The sequence below is a fragment of the Frankia sp. QA3 genome, assembly GCF_000262465.1.
In the GTDB taxonomy this organism is placed as follows: domain Bacteria; phylum Actinomycetota; class Actinomycetes; order Frankiales; family Frankiaceae; genus Frankia.
Genome location: NZ_CM001489.1, coordinates 4,569,631 through 4,588,108, shown reverse-complemented (window position 1 = coordinate 4,588,108; position 18,478 = coordinate 4,569,631). Strand labels below are relative to the sequence as shown.

The 18,478-nt window shown below is 72.2% G+C and carries 15 protein-coding genes and 1 pseudogene; 13 read left to right on the top strand and 3 right to left on the bottom strand.

Going from position 1 to position 18,478, the window contains the following annotated elements:
* Positions 1-22 precede the first annotated feature (22 nt).
* Positions 23-670: a phosphate signaling complex protein PhoU gene (phoU, locus tag FRAQA3DRAFT_RS18820; RefSeq protein WP_009740636.1), complete on the bottom strand. Its 648-nt coding sequence runs from the start codon at positions 668-670 to the stop codon at positions 23-25.
* 338 nt (positions 671-1,008) lie between these two features.
* Between phoU and FRAQA3DRAFT_RS18815 the strand changes: the two genes are divergently transcribed.
* From FRAQA3DRAFT_RS18815 to FRAQA3DRAFT_RS37440, 13 genes and pseudogenes are all read left to right on the top strand, one after another.
* Positions 1,009-2,328, top strand: a complete 1,320-nt coding sequence (locus tag FRAQA3DRAFT_RS18815; RefSeq protein ID WP_035921147.1) for a cell wall metabolism sensor histidine kinase WalK — start codon at positions 1,009-1,011, stop codon at positions 2,326-2,328.
* The gene (locus FRAQA3DRAFT_RS18810) at positions 2,325-3,005 is read left to right on the top strand and encodes a response regulator transcription factor (RefSeq protein ID WP_009740634.1); all 681 of its coding nucleotides are present in this window, start codon (positions 2,325-2,327) and stop codon (positions 3,003-3,005) included. Before FRAQA3DRAFT_RS18815 ends, FRAQA3DRAFT_RS18810 begins: the two co-directional genes overlap by 4 nt.
* A gap of 35 nt (positions 3,006-3,040) precedes the next feature.
* Positions 3,041-4,336, top strand: coding sequence for a Ppx/GppA phosphatase family protein (locus FRAQA3DRAFT_RS18805; RefSeq protein WP_009740633.1), 1,296 nt, complete (start codon positions 3,041-3,043; stop codon positions 4,334-4,336).
* Between the two features lie 342 nt (positions 4,337-4,678).
* Positions 4,679-5,614 (top strand): sugar phosphate isomerase/epimerase, encoded by a 936-nt coding sequence (locus FRAQA3DRAFT_RS18800; RefSeq protein ID WP_035923090.1) that lies wholly within the window; start codon positions 4,679-4,681, stop codon positions 5,612-5,614.
* Positions 5,615-5,645: 31 nt separating this feature from the next.
* On the top strand, positions 5,646-6,416 hold the full coding sequence (locus FRAQA3DRAFT_RS18795) for a class I SAM-dependent methyltransferase (protein WP_009740631.1): 771 nt from the start codon (positions 5,646-5,648) through the stop codon (positions 6,414-6,416).
* Positions 6,417-6,783: 367 nt separating this feature from the next.
* Positions 6,784-9,684: an acyltransferase gene (locus FRAQA3DRAFT_RS18790; RefSeq protein ID WP_009740630.1), complete on the top strand. Its 2,901-nt coding sequence runs from the start codon at positions 6,784-6,786 to the stop codon at positions 9,682-9,684.
* 127 nt (positions 9,685-9,811) lie between these two features.
* A pseudogene (locus FRAQA3DRAFT_RS18785) lies at positions 9,812-10,396 on the top strand (IS607 family transposase).
* Entirely contained in the window at positions 10,393-11,721 is a 1,329-nt protein-coding gene (tnpB, locus tag FRAQA3DRAFT_RS18780; protein WP_009740628.1) for an IS607 family element RNA-guided endonuclease TnpB, read from the top strand. Before FRAQA3DRAFT_RS18785 ends, tnpB begins: the two are co-directional and overlap by 4 nt.
* A gap of 58 nt (positions 11,722-11,779) precedes the next feature.
* Positions 11,780-12,577 carry a pyrroline-5-carboxylate reductase gene (gene proC, locus FRAQA3DRAFT_RS18775; protein WP_009740627.1) on the top strand — a complete coding sequence of 266 codons (798 nt, stop codon included), beginning with the start codon at positions 11,780-11,782 and terminating at the stop codon, positions 12,575-12,577.
* A gap of 83 nt (positions 12,578-12,660) precedes the next feature.
* Complete coding sequence (locus FRAQA3DRAFT_RS33345; RefSeq protein ID WP_003948845.1) at positions 12,661-12,759, top strand: 30S ribosomal protein bS22; 99 nt, start codon at positions 12,661-12,663, stop codon at positions 12,757-12,759.
* A gap of 229 nt (positions 12,760-12,988) precedes the next feature.
* Complete coding sequence (locus FRAQA3DRAFT_RS18770; RefSeq protein WP_009740626.1) at positions 12,989-13,852, top strand: S-adenosyl-l-methionine hydroxide adenosyltransferase family protein; 864 nt, start codon at positions 12,989-12,991, stop codon at positions 13,850-13,852.
* A gap of 214 nt (positions 13,853-14,066) precedes the next feature.
* Positions 14,067-15,107: an NAD-dependent epimerase/dehydratase family protein gene (locus FRAQA3DRAFT_RS18765; protein WP_009740625.1), complete on the top strand. Its 1,041-nt coding sequence runs from the start codon at positions 14,067-14,069 to the stop codon at positions 15,105-15,107.
* A 228-nt stretch (positions 15,108-15,335) separates the two neighbouring features.
* Positions 15,336-16,652 carry a 1-acyl-sn-glycerol-3-phosphate acyltransferase gene (locus tag FRAQA3DRAFT_RS37440; RefSeq protein ID WP_369809469.1) on the top strand — a complete coding sequence of 439 codons (1,317 nt, stop codon included), beginning with the start codon at positions 15,336-15,338 and terminating at the stop codon, positions 16,650-16,652.
* Positions 16,653-16,696: 44 nt separating this feature from the next.
* On the opposite strand, the gene FRAQA3DRAFT_RS18755 is transcribed toward FRAQA3DRAFT_RS37440, so the two are convergent.
* Positions 16,697-17,578 (bottom strand): HAD family phosphatase, encoded by an 882-nt coding sequence (locus FRAQA3DRAFT_RS18755; RefSeq protein WP_009740623.1) that lies wholly within the window; start codon positions 17,576-17,578, stop codon positions 16,697-16,699.
* 285 nt (positions 17,579-17,863) lie between these two features.
* The coding region (locus FRAQA3DRAFT_RS18750) for a sigma-70 family RNA polymerase sigma factor (RefSeq protein ID WP_009740622.1) at positions 17,864-18,478 on the bottom strand (615 nt) is incomplete at its 5' end.

Below are 18,478 nucleotides of genomic sequence, written 5' to 3'. Positions count from 1 at the left end.
GTGCCGGGGTCGACCGCACCGGTCACGGGGCGGTGTTCTCCCCGGTGACCAGGTAGATGACCCGCCGCGCCACCGAGACGGCATGGTCGGCGTACCGCTCGTAGTAGCGCCCGCAAAGGGTGATGTCGATCGCCGCCTCCATGCCGTGCGACCAGGGCTTCTCGATCAGCACCCGGAACAGGGTGCGGTGCAGCCCGTCCATCGCGTCGTCGTCCGCCTCGAGCTGCTTGGCGAGCTCGGTGTCGCGGCTGGCGATCACCGAGCCGGCCTTCGCGACGATGCGCTGCGCGACCTGGCCCATCTCCAGCATGGTGGCGCGAAGCTCCGGCGGGATCGCCCGGCCCGGGTACCGGCGGCGCGCCACCTTCGCCACGTGCAGCGCCAGGTCGCCCATCCGCTCCAGATCGGCGACGATCCGCAGCGTGGTGACCATCATCCGCAGGTCGGTGGCGACCGGTGCCTGGCGCGCCATGACGTCGAACGCGCGTTCCTCGATCTCGTTGCGCAGCAGGTCGACCGTCTCGTCCCCGCTGATGACGTTCTCGGCGAGCTGGAGGTCGGCGTCGAGGAGAGCGGTCGTTGCCCGGGCCATGGCCGAGGCGACCAGGTTGGTCATCTCGATCAGGGACTGGTTGATGCTCTCGAGTTCGTCGGTGAAGGCGTCCCGCACGGACGGCTCCTTCTCATCGCTAGTGGGCCGAGGGGCGGCTGTGGGGTGGGGCTCGGACAGAACTATGGGGACGAATCGTCGCGATCGCGATGACGGCACTGCGTCGTGCCGAACCTCGACGATGATGCGCACCTCTCGCGGTCCGGTGAACATCGACGATAGGTCCGATGAACAACTGGCAACCATCGGCGGTGGAGGCTTGCGGAGCGATGCCCAGAAGGCATGCGGGCACCTAGCATGCGGCGAGTGGGTGACAGGTCGGCGGATGCCATGACAACCGGTGCACACCACGCCGAGCCGCCCCCGCCCGTCGGGTGGCCCGACACGATGGATGGACGATGACGGTGGTACCCGGCAGGACAGCCACGCCAACCGGCCCCGATGGGGGTGCGGACGGCGGGACGATGCTGCCCGCGAAGCTGGTCCGCAGGGTGATCTCCGGCCTGCCGACCGGCCTGATCGTCCTTGATACCGCCGACCGGGTTGTCCTGGTCAACGCGGTCGCGAAGCGGATGGGCGTGGTCGACGAGGACGAGCTCGCGGTGGCGGAGCTGGCCGAGCTGGTGGGGGCCACCCGCGGCGCGGGCAGCGACCGGGAACGCCAGATCGACCTGCCGCCGGTGCCCGAGCCTCCGCTGACCCGTCCCCGGCCCGACCAGGAGGGCCTGGCCGTGCGCGCCCGGGCCCGCCTGCTGGACTCGTCCGGTCATGTTGCCGTCATCCTGGATGACATTACCGAGTCGCGCCGGGTCGAGGCGGTGCGCCGGGACTTCGTCGCCAACGTCAGCCATGAGCTCAAGACGCCGGTCGGCGCGCTGCACGTCCTCGCCGAGGCGGTCGCTGCGGCCAGCGAGGATCCGGTGGCCGTGCGCCGGTTCGCCTCCCGGATGACGCACGAATCGGCCCGGCTCGCCCGGCTGGTGCAGGAGATCATCGACCTGTCCCGGTTGCAGGGCGCCGAACCGCTGCCTGACCTGCGGCCGCTGCCGACGGCGGCGCTGCTCGCCGAGGCGGTGGACCGCACCCGGCTCGTCGCGCAGGCGCAGGCGATCTCCATAGCGGTGATCGGCGACGGCGAGCTGCGGGTGCTCGGAGACGAGAACCAGCTCGTCACCGCGGTGGCGAACCTCCTGGACAACGCGATCAGCTACTCGCCGCGCGGCACCCGGGTGGTGCTCGGCGTGCGCCGCAGCGGGACGACCGTCGAGATCTCCGTCGCCGACGAGGGCATCGGGATCGCGGAGAAGGATCTCGAACGGGTCTTTGAGCGGTTCTATCGCGCGGACCCGGCCCGCTCTCGGGCGACCGGCGGGACGGGGCTCGGCCTCGCGATCGTCAAGCATATCGCCACCAATCATGGTGGGTCGGTGACCGTGTGGAGTGCGGAGGGGGCGGGGTCGACGTTCACCCTGCGACTGCCGCTGTTCACCGGCGCGGCGCCGTCGTTCACCTTCGAGGAGCGCCGCGTGCCGGAGATGACCGGACCCGGGGCCCCCGACGCGGACGGTGCGCCGGGCGGCCAGCCCAGCGGCACCGACACCGCCGCCGGCTCCGGGGGTGCGGGCGATGCCGGCGGGGCGGGGCACCGCTCCGGCGGGAACAGGAAGCGGTCCGGGTCGGCCGGTCCGTCCGATCTGACAGGGGGAACGAACAGGTGACCCGGCTGCTCGTGGTCGAGGACGAGGAGTCCTTCTCCGATGCGTTGTCCTTCATGCTGGAACGGGAGGGCTTCGAGGTGGGGGTCGTTGCCGACGGCCCCAGCGCGCTGGCCGAGTTCGACCGGCGCGGCGCCGATCTCGTCCTGCTCGACCTCATGCTGCCCGGCCTGTCCGGCACCGAGGTGTGCCGCACGCTGCGGACCCGGTCCAGCGTGCCGATCATCATGTTGACCGCGCGGGACAGCGAGATCGACAAGGTGCTCGGCCTGGAGCTCGGCGCGGACGACTACGTCACCAAGCCGTTCTCGGCTCGTGAGCTCGTCGCCCGGATTCGGGCCGTGCTGCGCCGCCGGTCGGAGGCGGAGGAGGTCGCGGAGGCCACGCTGGAGGCCGGACCGGTCCGGATGGACGTCGAACGGCACGTCGTCACCGTCGACGGCAACGCGGTCACCCTGCCGCTGAAGGAGTTCGAACTACTCGAGATGTTCCTGCGCAACGCCGGGCGGGTACTCACGCGGGGTCAGTTGATCGACCGGGTGTGGGGCTCGGACTACGTGGGTGACACCAAGACCCTCGACGTACACGTCAAGAGGCTGCGGACGAAGATTGAGCGCGAACCCGGGAATCCGCGGCACCTGGTGACCGTGCGGGGGCTGGGTTACAAGTTCGAGCCGTGATCAGGTAGGTCGCGGCCAGAGGGGGCGGTGTTCAGGTGCTCGGTGGCGTGCGTCCGACGGGGTGGTTCCCGCTCGGGGCCAGCCGTACGACTCATCGGGCCGATGACATCGCGGGCGATCGTGACCCCGCGGGCGATCGTGACCCCGCGGGCGATGGTGACCCCGCAGGGGACCGCGGCGCGGCCGGGGACGTGGTTGGGGGCACGAGCGTGGTTGGGGGCACGAGTGCGGTTGGGGGCACGAGTGCGGTTGGGGGCAGGGATGCCGTCGAGGCCCGGGACGCCGCGGAGGTCGGGCCGGTCGCCGTGGCGATCGTCGGCAGCGGGTCTGCGTCCGGGCCCGCGCGGCCCGCGGTCGACGTGAGCCCCCTGCCGGCGGGACCCCATCCCGGTCCGATGCGGCTCGGCGTGATCGACATCGGGTCGAACACCGTTCATCTGCTGGTCGTCGACGCCCATCGGGGTGGGCAGCCGCAGCCGGCGGCCAGCGTGCGGGTTCCGCTGCGGCTGGTCGAGCTGCTCGACGCCGACGGATCGCTCGGGCCCGACGGCGAGCGGGACCTGACCGCCTGTGTGCTGGACATGCGCCAGCAGGCGGACGCCCTCGGGGTGCACGACCTCGCCGCCTTCGCGACCTCGGCGCTGCGCGACGCGACCAACGGTGAGCAGGTGCTGGACCGGGTCAAGGGGGCGACCGGGATCGCGATCGGCGTCCTGCCGGGCGAGGAGGAGGCCAGACTCACCTTCCTCGCCGTGCGGCGCTGGTTCGGTTGGAGCGCCGGGCGGCTGCTGGCGCTGGACATCGGCGGCGGATCCCTGGAGATCGGCGCCGGCATGCACGAGGACCCGGAGGTGGTCGCCTCGCTGCCGCTGGGCGCGAGCCGGCTCAGCCGGGACTGGCTGGCCGTCAACGATCCGCCCAAACGGGCCGAGCTCGCCGAGCTGCGGCGCTACGTGCGGGCGCAGATCGCGCCGGTCGTCGGCACGATCTACCACCTCGGCGAGCACACCCGGGCGGTGGCCACGTCGAAGACCTTTCGCTCGCTGGCGCGCATCGCCGGCGCCGAGCCCTACAGCCGCGGGCCGTACACCCGTCGGGTGCTGCGCCGCGACGATCTCACCGAGGTCGTGGCGAGGCTGTCCCGGATGTCGGTCGAGGAACGGGCCGGTCTGCCGGGAGTCTCCGCCCCGCGGGCGGGGCAGCTCATCGCCGGGGCCGTCGTGGCTGCCGAGGCGCTCGACCTGTTCAGCGTCGACGAGGTGGAGATCTGCCCCTGGGCGCTGCGGGAGGGCGTCATCCTGCGTCGCCTCGACTGGCTCACCTCGGCCTGATCCGTCCTGGCCTTACTGCGTATCCAGAGGGATACGTGTCCGGTTCGTCCCTCTGGAGATGCAGGAGGGGGCGGTGCGGCGGGGCCGGTCGGGGCAGGGTAAAGGGGCAGATGTCCGGTTGCGGGCGGGGCGTTGTAGCGCGACGATAACGGGATGTGGCCGTTGTCACGTGCGATGTGGGGCTACGCACCCTCGCCCGGCGGGCACCGGAGCGAGCGGGCCCGCGAAGATGGCCTAGCCTGGATGAGGGGAACGGTGGAGCAGACCGGTCCCCGGTCCGCACGGCAGGGAGATGGTTTGCAGGCGTCGCATGAGGATGCGTGGCCGGTGCCGCCGGTCGCGATGGCACCCGCCCAGGTGCCGCCGGAGCGAGCCGCCCCCGTCGCGGCTGTGCCCGCGGCCGCCCGGGCCCCCCGGTCGGCGGTCGTCCTGCCGCGCGGCGCCCCGGCCTCCGTACCCACCCCGCCCAGCGCGCGGGTTGCGCTGTCCACCGCCTCGACCTATCCGGAGTCCACGGCGTCCGCCTTCGAGATGGCCGCGCGGCTGGGCTACGACGGGGTCGAGATCATGGTCTGGACGGATCCGGTCAGCCAGGACCCGGAGGCGCTGCGCCGGCTGGTCGATTACCACGGGATCCCGATCCTGGCGATCCACGCGCCGTGCCTGCTGCTCACCCAGCGGGTCTGGGGCACCGACCCGTGGGCGAAGCTGGTGCGGGCCCGCACCGTCGCCGAGACGCTCGGCGCCCCGACGGTCGTGGTCCACCCGCCGTTCCGCTGGCAGCGGGACTACGCCCGGGAGTTCGTGACGGGCATCGAGCGGATGGCCGGGGAGACCGACGTGCGGTTTGCGGTGGAGAACATGTTCCCGCTGCGCGCCCGCGGCCGGGAGGTCTCCGCGTACGCGCCGGACTGGTCGCCGGTCGACGACGACTACGCCCACGTCACCCTCGACCTGTCGCACACGAGCGTGTCGCGATCGGACCCGATCGCGATGGCCGGCGTCCTCGGCGAGCGGCTGGTCCACGTGCACATGGCCGACGGTCTCGGGTCGGCCAAGGACGAGCACCTCGTCCCGGGCCGGGGCACTCAGCCCTGCGCCGAGCTGCTTGAACTGCTGGCCACCGGTGGCTTCGACGGGACGATCGTGGTCGAGATCAACACCCGGCGCGCCGAGTCGCGCGCCCAGCGGGAGGCCGACCTCGCCGAGGCGCTGGCGTTCACCCGGCTGCACTTCGCCGCGCCGTCCGCGGCCGGACTCCATCACACCTACGGCTGACACGCCCGCGGTAAATCGCCACCATGGTGGCATGTCCCGAGGACGGACCCCGACCGGCTCGTTATTCGACCCGCTGGCGGACGCGTACGCCGCCGCCCGGCCGAGCTATCCCGAGTATGTCTTCGGCGACATCGAAAGGATCTTGGGTCGTCCGCTGGCGGGGACGGACGTCATCGACGTGGGCGCGGGCACCGGCATCGCCACCCGGCTGCTGCTTGCCCGCGGCGCGCGCGTCGTAGCGGTGGAGCCCGGCCCGAGCATGCTTGCCCGGTTGCTCGGCCGCAGCCCCGGCCTGCCCGCCGTCCGGGGCGACGGGGAGGCGCTGCCGCTGCGGGCAGGGGTTGCCGACCTGGTCTGTTACGCGCAGGCCTGGCACTGGGTGGACGTGCCGGTCGCCGCGGCGGAGGCCGCCCGGGTGCTGCGCCCCGGCGGCGCGATCGCCGTCTGGTGGAACGACGTCGACGCGGCGGAGTTCCGTTGGTGGCAGCGCCAGCAGGAACGGCTGGAACGAATGAGTCCCGGCTACCGGCGCGAATACCGCACCCGCCCGTTCGCCGACGAGCTGCGCTGGACCGGGCACTTCAGCGAGGTGGTCACCCTGACCGGGCGGTGGCGGCGGCGCATCGGAATTGATGACTACCTCACCTGGCTGCGCTCCAAGTCGTACGTCGCGGCAATCGGTGATCGTCTCGACGACTTTCTCGACGCCGAGCGCCGGACCATGCTGCGGGCCTTTCCCGACGGTGTCGTCGTCGAGCCCTTTCGCACCCTGCTGGTGATTGCGCGGATGCCCGAGGGCTGAGCCGTCCGCAGCCGACCGCGGCGGGTCGGTTCGTATTGCCGAGCTGATCGGTGACGCCTTGTTGCCCTCGATGTCGCATATGTAATGAATCGAGCACTGTGGGTATAGTAGGCCGTCGTGTCGTTTTCACTACGGAGTACCCGTCTCGAGGCAGATTTACCGGTCCGTTAGTCTTGCGGGCGTTCGCGGGGTGGTGTCGTACTTTGTTGGCGAAGCGCAGTGTTGCGGCTACCGCGTACAGGTCGGGCGGGTCGGGCGGATCGGTACACGGTCTGCATCGCCCGCGCCCGGCCCGTTCCGGCGCCACATGTCACCCCTGAGTCGGACGCCGACCGTCGGCGTTCCGCTAGAGGAGGCGACGGTCATCATGCGGCGTGGTCCGGAACAGGCTGGAGCGGCGGACTCCCGGGCGATGGCTACCGGCCCGATGGCGCCGTGGCAGGCGGACACCGGGGCAATGGATCTGCACACGGGGGACCTGCACACGGGGGACCTGCGCACCGGGGACCTGCGCACCGGGGACCTGCGCACCGGGGACCTGCGCAGGGGGGACCCTCGGATGGGGGACCCGCGCGCTTCGGACACGCGTACGCGAAACGTGCGGGCCGGTGACGGGCGGGGACGCGGCGGGGGGAATCCCGGCAGCGGCCCGCCGCGCGGCGCGCAGCCGCCGGTGCGTTCGTCCGCGCCGGCCCGGCCGGCCGGGGCGTCGTCCGCGGACGCTGCCGCGAAGTTCGCCTACAACCCGGCGCTCGACGGGCTGCGGGTCGTCTGCATCTACATCATCCTCGCTGGCCACATGGGCGCCATCCATGCCAGCAACGTGGCGGTCGACGTCTTCTTCGTCCTCAGCGGATTTCTCATCACCGCGCTGCTGCTGGCTGAGCGCAGCCGGACCGGGACGATCTCCCTGGGCCGATTCCTGGTACGCCGTGCCTACCGGCTGATGCCCGCGATGTGGGTCTACCTGCTCGTCGGACTCGCCGTCACGGTGGCGTTCAAATGGGACGACGTCCCCTTCCGGGACGACTACATCGGCAGTGCGCTGTCCGCGTTCTTCAACGTCAACAACTGGTACAAGGTCGTGCATCCGGCGGCGGGCGGTCGCTGGCTGGCCCACGTCTGGTCGCTGTCGCTGGAGGAGCAGTTCTACCTGCTGTGGCCGGGGCTGTTCCTGCTCGTCACCCGCTCCGAGCGGCTGCGCCCGCATCTGATCAAAATTCTGCTCGCGATGATCGTGGTTTGCGCGGTCTGGACGTACACCGTCGCCAGCGGCGGCGCGCCGCACTCACGGGTGTACCTGGCGCTCGACACGCACGTCGCCCCGCTGCTGATCGGCTGCCTGCTCGCCGTCTGGCGCGACGCCCGGCTGCGCGCCCTGGCCCAGGGGGAGCCGGTCGCCGATCCGGCCACGGGCGGGCGCCGCCGCCGGCACTCCCCGCAGCCGGAGAGCAAGGTCACGCCGGTCACCTCGGCCGCCGTCGAGCGCTGGACGGTGGGGCGGCGCATCGCCGACCTCGGCCTCCTCGCCGGAATCGGGCTGATCTTCTTCGCCTTCCTCGGGCCGAACAAGGACGGCCACGACGCCAACTGGCTCGACCATGCCGCGTACATCCCGAGCGCGCTGCTCGGCGCGATCGTCATCCTCAGCGCCGACCTGCGCCGGGACACGGCCTGGGTCCGCCTGCTCGGCAGCCCGAGGATGGCCTTCCTCGGCAAGATCACCTTCAGCATCTACCTGTGGCACTACCCGGTCATCTCGGCGGCCAACGGTCAGCTCGTGCCCCGGATCGGGCTGTGGCCCTCGGTGGTGTGCGCCGCCGCCGCCAGCACGTTCATCGCCTACTTCTCGAACCGGTTCGTCGAGAAGCCCGCGCAGCGGGCCCGGCCCAAGTGGGCGGACACCCCCCGCGGGCCCGCGACGGCAAAGATCCCCGCCGGCCGCCCCGAGCCCGAGCCGGCCGGACGGGCCGAGAAGACCGGGCAGCCCGAGGAGACCGGGCAGCCCGAGGAGACCAGACGGGCCGATGAGCTTGGGCAGGCCGATGAGCTTGGGCGGGTCGAGGAGACTGGGCGCGGCGAGGACACCGCCTGGCTCAAGCTTCCCGGGCCGGCCGGTCGCGCCGCCGCCGGTCACCACCGCGACGGCGGGAACCGGCACGCCGACGCCGGGTACGCGGACCACAACTTCGCCGACGCTCAGTACGTGGATTCCGGGTACGCCGACGCGGGGTACGGCAGCGACCGCCCAGGCCGCGGCGAGCCGGCCGTGGACGACCGGCGATACCCGCAGCCGGCCGGGCGCGCGGCGGGCACCGGGCCCGGTGCCCGAGGACGACATCCGGATCGCAGCGGCGGGCATCCCGCCCTTGGCGATGACGACCGTGCCTACCGCCCGGACGCCTACCGCCCGGACGCCTACCGCCCGGACGCCTACGACGGCTGGAACGGCGCTGACGCCGGCGCCTACGTGAGCGGCCCGCGGACCGACCCGGGCTGGGCCGACACCGGCCAGGATCGTCGTGCCGGCCAGGACTGGGGTGACCAGCAGCCGCCCCGCCCTTACGACCGGGGCACCGGCCCGCGCGCGGGGGTCCTGCCAGGCTTCGCCGGGCAGGACACCGACGATGGCGCCGACGTGTGGATCGACGAAGGGTACGCGCACCCTCACGGCGGTTACGCTGCCGCGCCCGCTGACCGGACCTGGCCGCCGCGCACCGCTCCGGCACGCGCTACCGGTCCCGCCGCCCGCACCGGCCCGGCTGACCACTCCCATCAGGCCGACTACTCCGACCCGGCGGGTTACCGCGCTCCCGGCGGTTACGCTGATCCCGATGGTTACCGCGGCTCGACTGGTTACGGCGGTTACGGCGGTCGTGATGGCTACAGGGGGCCGGGCGACGACCCGCTGACCGGCCCGACCCCGCCGCCTGTCGGGCCCGCCTACGTGGACCATGCCTACCTCGAAGAGCCGAACTACGAGCGGGAGCCGGGCGTCGGCGCGGGCGACCGGTCCTGGACGCAGGCATTCGACTCCCCTCCGGCCGGTGATCCGCTTGCCCGCAGTGGGCCCGGATCGGACCAGGGCGGCTACGCCGCGGGCAGTGGTTACGACCGCGGAGCGGGGGGTGCTGGCTGGCAACCGGTCGCGGACCTTGGCCCCGGACGCGGCGCGACCGGCAGTCGTCAGCGGGGTGACGAGGGCGGCGGTCACGGCGGGTATGACCGCTGGGCCGGCTACGGCGATGTGCCGGGCGACGGCCGCTGACGTGCACGCCCCCAGGTCCGGGACGACCCGCGTTCCTCGGATCGCCCGATCGGGCCGTATCTTCCCGGCCACCCAGGGGTGAAGACTGCTGCCGATTTATTGCCTGGTAGCGTCGAATGATCTTGGTGTGAATCTCAGGGAGTGGGCGGCCGCGAATGGAGTCGGGTAGTCCACGGCGCGGTAGTGGTTCGGTGCGGGGAAGCTCCCAGTGCCCGCGCGCAGGGTCGGTGGGCTGATCCTCGTCGAGGAGCCGAACCGTCCGGTGGTGCGGGGGACGGCGGTGGTGTATGTCCGGGTGTCGTCCGCCGACCAGCGGAGCGACGTGGACCAGCAGGTCGCTCGGATCACCACGTGGGCGGGCGAGCAGGGCATTCCGGTCGGCAGGGTTGTGTCCGAGGTCGGCCCGGCGTTGAACGGCCACCGGTGGACGTTCCTCGGGTTGCTCGGTGACCCGCAGGTCGCCTCGATCGTCGTCGAGCGCTGTGGCCGGTTCGCCTGGTTCGGCGGCGAGTACCTCGACGCCGCTCTCGCCGCTTCCGGCCGGCGGCTGCTGGTCGTCGACCCTGCCGGGGTGGACGACGACCCTGCCGGGGACATCACCGATATTCTCACGTCGATGTATGCCCGACTGTATGGCCGACTGTATGGCCGCTGTGGCGCCGTGACCAGGGGCCGCCGAGCCGTCGAAGCTGTTGTCGGTGCTGCCGGGTGACGACGCTGCAGGCGTACCGGTTCGCGCCTGACGCGCACGACATCCAGGCCGCCGCGCTGTCTCGGCATGCCGGTGCGGCCCGGTTCGCCTTCAACCGGGGTCTGGCGCGGGTGCAGGCCGCGCTCGCCCAGCGGGACGCGGAGAAGACGTCTAGCGTTGCTTGCGCTGAACTGACGCCCGTGCCGTGGGCTCTGCCCGCTCTGCGGCGGGAGTGGAACTGGGCCAAGGCGACGGCGGCGCCGTGGTGGGCGGAGTGCTCGAAGGAGGCCTACTCCGCCGGCCTGGACCAGCTCGCCGGCAGGCCGAAGCACTTCGGTGATTCCCGCAGCGGCAAGCGTCGTGGCCGCCGCGCCGGGTTCCCCCGGTTCACAAAGCGCGGGAAGTCCCGTGACTCGTTCCGGTACACCACCGGCAGCCACGGCCCGGACGGGGACCGGCATGTCAAGCTGCCCCGGATCGGCCGGGTGAAGGTTCACGAGCCGATGGCCGCGCTGACCGGCCGGCCGGCCGACGGCACCGCCCGGCTGCTGGGGGCGACCGTGTCCCGGACGGCGGGGCGGTGGTTCGTGGCGTTCACCGTCGAGGTCGACCGGGAGGTCCCCACCGGCCCGTCCCGGCGGCAGCGCAAGGCCAGGACAGCCGGCGTGGATCTCGGGGTCAAGCACCTTGCCGTGCTCTCGACCGGCGAGATGATCCCCAACCCGAAGCATCTGGCCGCCTCGCTGCGCCGGCTGTGCACCGCGTCTCGGGCTTACGCCCGGTCGAAGCCCGCCTCGGCAGGCCGTCGCAGGCGGGCGGCCCGGCTCGCCTGTATCCACGCTCGGGTCGCCAGCCAGCGCCGGGACGGGTTGCACAGGCTCACCAGCCGGCTCGCGACCACCCATGACGCGATCGTGGTGGAAGACCTGCACGTGGCCGGGATGGTCCGTAACCGGCGGCTGGCCCGTGCGGTCGCGGACACCGCGATGGCGGAGGTCCGCCGCCAGCTCGGGTACAAGACCGGCTGGTACGGCTGTCGGCTGGTGGTGGCGGACCGCTGGTATCCGTCGAGCAGGACCTGTTCCGGTTGTGGCGGGCGAAACCCAAGCCTGACCCTGTCGGATCGCATGTTCGTCTGCCCGTCGTGCGGGCTGGTGATCGACCGTGATGTGAACGCCGCGGTCAACCTGCGTTCCCTCGTCGCCGCCAGTATGTCGGAGACGGTAAACGCCCGTGGAGGCGACCAGAAGACCCCGCTCGCGGGGCAGGTGGCAGTGAAACGGGAACCCGGCACGGCTCCGGCCGGCAAGACCGGGGGTGCCTCACCGCAAGGCGAGGCGGCATGAACGGCACTGTTGAGCGCTCTCATGCAACGGTCGAAGCGGACGGAAGGGAAGGACGGTCATGATCGTTGCGGTCATGGGGGCGGGACGGCTGGGCGGGGCGGTGTTGTCCGGCTTGCTGAACTCCGGGCACGCGGCCGGGGGCGTCGTCGTGGCCGAACGGGACGTGGGCCGGGCAGCCGAGATCGCGGCCCGCCACGGCGTCGAGGTCCATCCGCCGGTGGTCGCCGCGGCCAAGGCCGACGTGTTGCTCATCGTGGTCAAGCCGCAGGACGTCGCCGCGTTGCTGACCGAGATCGCCCCGGAGGTCTCAGCCGGCACGCTGGTCGTGTCGCTCGCGGCCGGGGTGACCACGGCGGCGATCGAGGAGCGGCTGCCGTCGTCGCCGCCGGTCATCAGGGTCATGACGAACACCCCGCTGCTCGTCGGGGAGGCGATGTCGGCGATCTGCGCCGGCCGCAACGCCCGGGAGGAGCATCTCGCCGCCGCGCAGGCGCTGCTCGCGCCGGTCGGGCGGGTCACCCGGGTCGCGGAGTCCCAGCTCGACGCGGTCACGGCGCTGTCCGGCAGCGGGCCGGCGTACTTCTTCTATCTGGTCGACGCGATGATCGAGGCGGGCGTACTGCTCGGCCTGCCGCGCCCCCTGGCCGCGGAACTCGTCATCCAGACCGCCCTCGGTTCGGCCCAGATGCTGCGCGAGAGCGGCGAGCATCCCGCGCTGCTACGGGAGGCGGTCACCTCGCCCGCGGGAACCACCGTCGCGGCGTTGCGGGAGATGGACCGGCGGGGGGTGCGCGCGGCGCTGATGGACGCGTTGGAGGCCGCTAGTGACCGGTCCCGGGAACTGGGCCGTTCGTAGCCGGGACACCGGGCTCGACGTGGTTGGTCCCCGCGGCGGGTAGGCTCGCCCGGTAACTTCCTCAACATAGATCGGTCGGGTACGTGGGCTCAGTCATCAAGAAGCGTCGCAAGCGGATGGCCAAGAAGAAGCACCGCAAACTGCTGAAGCGCACCCGCGTTCAGCGTCGCAACAAGAAGTAGGCTCCCGGCCGAGGCCGGCGCGGGGGACAAACCTGCGGCCGGCGGATGGTTGGCTGAGCCCACGTTCTCCGTCATCGGCGTCTTCCCGACGTTCCATCCCGTGCGTGGCGTGCGGTTCCCGTGCCAACAGGAACCTCGTCGTGTCGCTCTGCGTGCTTAAGCCATGACTCTGTGGCAGGCTGGCTCCGCTGAGGCGGCAGCGCGGTCGGTCCGCAGGCAGGGGGACGGCATGACGGGATCGTGGATCAACTTTCTGTCCGACTACGGCGTCGACGACGCCTGCGTCGGGGTGTGCCATGGCGTCGTCGCGCGGCACGCCCCGTCCGCACGCGTTCTCGATGTGTGCCATTCGATCGCGCCCCAGGACGTGGGGCACGCGGCCATCACCCTCGCCGGGGCGGTCGGCTACCTGCCGGCCGGGATCCATCTCGTCGTCGTCGAACGCCTCGACGCCGACGGTTACACCCGCGGGGTGGCGGTTCGCAGCGCCGACGGCTCGGTGTTCGTGTGCCCGGACAACGGGGTGGCGTCCCTGGCCTGGGAGGCCCTCGGCGGGATCGTGGACGTCCACGAGATCGCCAACCGGGAGCTGTGGCTGCCGCTACCCACCGCGGTGTTCCGCGGACGGGACGTCTACGCGCCGGTCGCGGCGCGGCTCGCCGCGGGCCTGGACCTGACGGAGGTCGGCCCGCGGCTCGACCCCGCTTCGCTCACCCGGTTCCGGCCGCGCGCGTGCAGCGTCGACGACGACCACGTCCACGGCGAGGTCGTGTCCATCGACCACTTCGGCAACCTCTCGCTCAACATGACCCGCATCGACCTGGAAGCCGCCGGCATCCTGCTCGGCGATCCGGTCGAGGTCCGGGCCGGCAACCGGCACATGCGGCTGACCTTCACGCAGACCTACGGCGAGGTGCCGCGGGGCGGGGTTACCGTGTGTGAGGACGCCCTGCGCCGGGTGATGATCGCGGTGAACTGTGGCCGGGCGTCGGACGCGCTGCGGTTGCGGCGCCAGGACGCGGTCGTGATCGCGCAGCTGCCCCGCGATCCCTCCGCGTTCCGCATCTTCCAGGATCTGCGGCTCCCCGCATGACGATCATTACCTTTGGTAGTCGACACGCCGAATAAGTTCACGCTGCGCAGTGGGGGTGGGAAGCGTGGGCGTACGATGACCACGGCGGGGTCGCGTGCATCGTCCCCGACCGGGTACGGCCACCGGCGATCGGCGGTGGGCGACGGGTCATTCCGGCCGGCCCGTTTGGCCCCGGCGCCGGAGGGACACCTGCGGGCGTTGCGGGGAGACTGCCATGAGACCACGCCGTGTGCTGGTTACCGGTGTCGCGCGGCCGCTGGGCGCCCAGGTGGCGACGGCCCTCGCCGCGGATCCCGACATCGAGGCCGTGGTCGGCGTCGACACGGCGGCGCCCGACGCGGACCTCGGCCGCACTCGGTTCGTCCGAGCCGACATCCGGCATCCGCTGATCGCCAAGGTCATCTCCACCACGGAGATCGACACCGTGCTGCATCTCAACGTCATCGCGACCCCGCTGGGGGCGGGCGGGCGGGCCGCGATGAAGGAGATCAACGTGATCGGCACGATGCAGCTGCTCGCGGCCTGCCAGAAGGCGAAGAGCGTCGCCAGACTGGTCGTGAAGTCGACGACGTCGATCTACGGGTCCTCACCGCGGGACCCGGCCCTGTTCACCGAGGACACTGAGCCGCGCTCCCTGCCCACCGGCGGCTATGCGAAGGACGCCGTCGAGGTCGAGGGCTACGTCCGCGGGTTCAGCCGGCGCCGCCCCGACATCGCGGTCACCGTGCTGCGCTTCACCAACATCCTCGGCCCGCAGGTGGACAGCCCGCTCGCCCGTTATCTGGACCTGCCGGTGGTGCCGACGGTGCTCGGCTTCGACCCGCGTATCCAGCTACTGCACTCCGACGACGCCCTCGCAGTGCTCCTGCGCGCGACCCGCGGCGAGCACGCCGGCACGTTCAACGTCGCCGGGGACGGGGTGCTGCTGCTCTCCCAGGCGATCCGCCGGGCGGGCCGTCCCTTCCTACCGGTGCCCTTCCCGGCGATCGGGGCGCTCGGCGGCGTGGCCCGCCGGCTGCGACTCGTCGACTTCTCCGCCGAGCAGCTCGACCTGCTCGCCCACGGGCGGGCCGTCGACACGGCCCGACTGAAGACGGTCTTCGGCTACCGGCCCCGCTACTCGACCGTGGAGACTTTCGACAACTTCGTCCGGTATCGCGATCTGCGGTTCACCATCGACCACGAGCTGGTGTCCCGGATCGAGCACGGCCTGCTCGGCTCGCTGGACCGGCGCCGGCTGGTGGGCTCGCCATGACGCGTCCGACGGGTGGGACCGGCTGGCCGCGGCTGCGGGCTGGGGGAGGCGGAGTGCATGGCGGACCGTGACGAGTCCCGGGGGGACGCGCAGATCATCCCGCTGAACAGCGAGGAACGGGTGGGCTCGGCGGACGGCGGCCGGCCGGTCGGCCGCGGCCGGTCCCGACCCGTCGCCCGCACCCCGGCGGCCCGGGCCTCGCGGCCCGGGGGATCCGCTGCGGGCGCCGTGGCGGCGGACGGAGCTGCTGCACGCGGTGGTGCCGGCAGCCTCGATCCGGCTGCGACGGATGCCGGTGAGCCGGCCCCCGGGCGGCCGGTCGACCCGGATGTGCGCCCGCTCAACGGCGTTCGCCCGCCGCGCGCGAAACGGCCGACCAGCCGCCCAGGGCTCGCCGCCGCCTCCGACCGCACTGCCGCCTCCGACCGCACTGCCGCCTCCGACCGCACCGTCTCACCCGCCCGCACCGCTTCCCGACCGGACGCCGCTTCCCGACCGGACGCCGCTTCGGGACCGGGCCCGCAGACCGGACCTGACGGCGACGCCGGCACCGGCGCCGGTACCGAGGACGGTGCCGGCGCAGGAACCCGGCACGCGGACGGCCGTGCCAGGCGCGCCGGTCGGGCCGCAGGCACCGGTCGAGGCGGTGACGCGGGCGCGGCGCACGACACCCCGGCGGCCGACCCCGCCGACCCCGCCGAGGCCGGGGACCTGGAAACGGCCCTGGCCGGCATGCTGGCCTTCCTGCGCCGGCGCATCACCGGCGACTACGTCATCGACGAGCACGGGTTCGATCCCGACCTCACCGAGCACGTGCTCGCGCCGTTGCTGCGCCCCGTCTACCGCGACTACTTCCGGGTGGAGACGCGCGGGCTGGAGAACGTCCCCGACGTCGGCGGGGCGCTGGTGGTGGCCAACCACTCCGGCACCCTGCCGATGGACGCGTTGATGATGGCGATGGCGATCCTCGACCACCATCCGGCCCACCGCAACCTGCGGATGCTCGCCGCGGACCTGGTGTTCGCCGTGCCGTTCCTCGCCCCGCTGGCCCGCAAGATCGGCAACACGCTGGCCTGCCAGGCGGACGCGGAGCGGCTGCTGACCGCGGGGCATCTGGTGGGGGTCTGGCCGGAGGGCTTCAAGGGAGTGGGCAAGCCGTTCAGCGAGCGCTACACGCTGCAGCGCTTCGGCCGGGGTGGCTTCGTCTCGGCCGCGTTGCGGACCGGAGTGCCGATCATTCCCTGCACGGTCGTCGGCGCCGAGGAGATCTACCCGATGATCGGCAACGCGAAGTCGTTCGCCCGCCTGCTCGGCCTGCCCTACCTGCCGATCACGCCCACCTTCCCGTGGTTGGGCCCGCTGGGCCTGATCCCGCTCCCGTCAAAGTGGATCATCGAGTTCGGAGAGCCGGTGCCGACCGACTCCTACCCGGCGGAGGCCGCGGACGATCCGATGCTCGTCTTCGAGCTCACCGACCGCATCCGCGAGACGATCCAGCACACCCTGTACAACCTGCTGATGCAGCGTCGTTCGGTGTTCTTCTGATCGCTTCCGCGCCGCGGTCGGCCGACCGCGGCGCGCCGCGGCCGTCAGGCGCTGGCCACCCGGCGGCGCAGAGCCATCCCGGCGGCGACGCCGCCGGCCAGCGCGCCGGCTCCGGCCGCGGCCGGAATACCGATCTTGACTGCCTTGCGGGCGGTGCGGAAGTCTTTGATCGGCCATTCCCGCTCGCGGGCGACCGTCTTCAGGTCGGGGTCCGGGTTGATCGCCACCGGGTGGCCGACCAAGGAGAGCATCGGTAGATCGTTGATCGAGTCGGAGTAGGCCCAGCACCGGGACAGGTCCAGCCCCTCCCGCTCGGCGAGTGCCTGTACCGCCTCGGCCTTGGCCTGACCGTGTAGCAGCCCGCCGACGAGATGGCCGGTGTAGGTGCCGTCGGTGACCTCGCTGACCGTGCCGAGCGCGCCGGTCAGGTTGAGACGCCGGGCGATGACCGAGGCCAGCTCCACCGGCGTCGCGGTGACCAGCCACACCCGCTGGCCCGCGTCCAGGTGCTGCTGGGCCAGGGCGTGAGCGCCGGAGTAGATCTGCTCGGCCATCCGCTCGTCGTAGATCTCCTCGCCGTAGCGGACGATCTCGGCTACCGAACGTCCGGCCACGAAGGCGAGGGCCGTCTCCCGGGCGTCGCGCATCCCGTCCGGGTTCTCGTGGCCGCGCAGCCGGTAGGTGACGTGCTGCCAGCCGAACCGGAGCAGGTCACGCGAGTCGAAGAAGTCCCGCGCGGCGAGGCCGCGGGCGAAGTAGAAGATCGAGGCGCCGGCCATCATCGTGTTGTCCACGTCGAAGAACGCGGCGGCGGACTCGTCGAGCGGGGGCCGTGGAACCTCCTCGGCCGCGACCTTCAACGCGGCGATGGCGGCCGCCTCGGCCGCCTGCCTGGTCTCGGCCACATCCCTGCGTCGCACCCTCATCAGTCATCTCCATGCTGTTCGCGGTGGAGCGAGGGCTCGGCCCGGACGGTGACGCTCGGCCCGGGCGGTGACAGGCCCACCGCCCACTCGTCGTCACCACCTCGGCGCGTCAGGTTCCACACCTCGGTCCGTCGGCACGCCGCCAGACTACGGCCCGACCCCGGCCGGTGGCTGCAGGCGGCTCAGATCCTGCAGCGCAAAAGTGCCGGTGGGACAAGAAAGGTGTCGTGGTCCACAGGTGATCCGCAGATCCGCAGATCCGTCGATCCGTCGAATCGGGCCGGGTCAGGCCGGCCCCGCCGTGGGCAGGCTGCGGGCGAGGGCACGGATGGCGCGCAGCTGCAACGCCCGCACCGCGCCTTCGTTGCGCCCCATCGCGAGCGCCGTCTCCCGGACCGAAAGACCCTCGATGAAGCGCAGGGCGACGCACTCCTGCTGGTCCGGTCGCAGCCGGCGGACCGCGTCCAGCAGCTCGCGGCGGGTCAGCCCGGCGAGGATCGACTCCTCGGGGCCGGGCACGACGAGCGCGGTGGCCCGCTCGTCCGCCGCCGCGAGGATGTCCGCGGTCGGGATCTCGAACCGGTGCCGCGCCGAGCGGGCCTGGTCGATCAGCAGGTTGCGGGCGATGGTCACGAACCACGCCCCGATGTCGCGACCCTGCCAGCGGAACGCGCCGATGGTGCGCAATGCCCGCAGGAACGTCTCGCTGACGATGTCCTCGGCGGCCATCGGGTCGCCGCCCAGCCGGTACAGCGCGTACCGGAACACCAGTTCGGCATAGTGGTCGTAGAGCAGGCCGAAGGCCTCGGTGTCGCCCTGTCGGGCCCGCGCGACGAGCGCGGCCCGCTCCGACTCGGTCGGGCCGTCGGGCGCGGCCGCGCCGCGGCCCTGGGCGGGGGA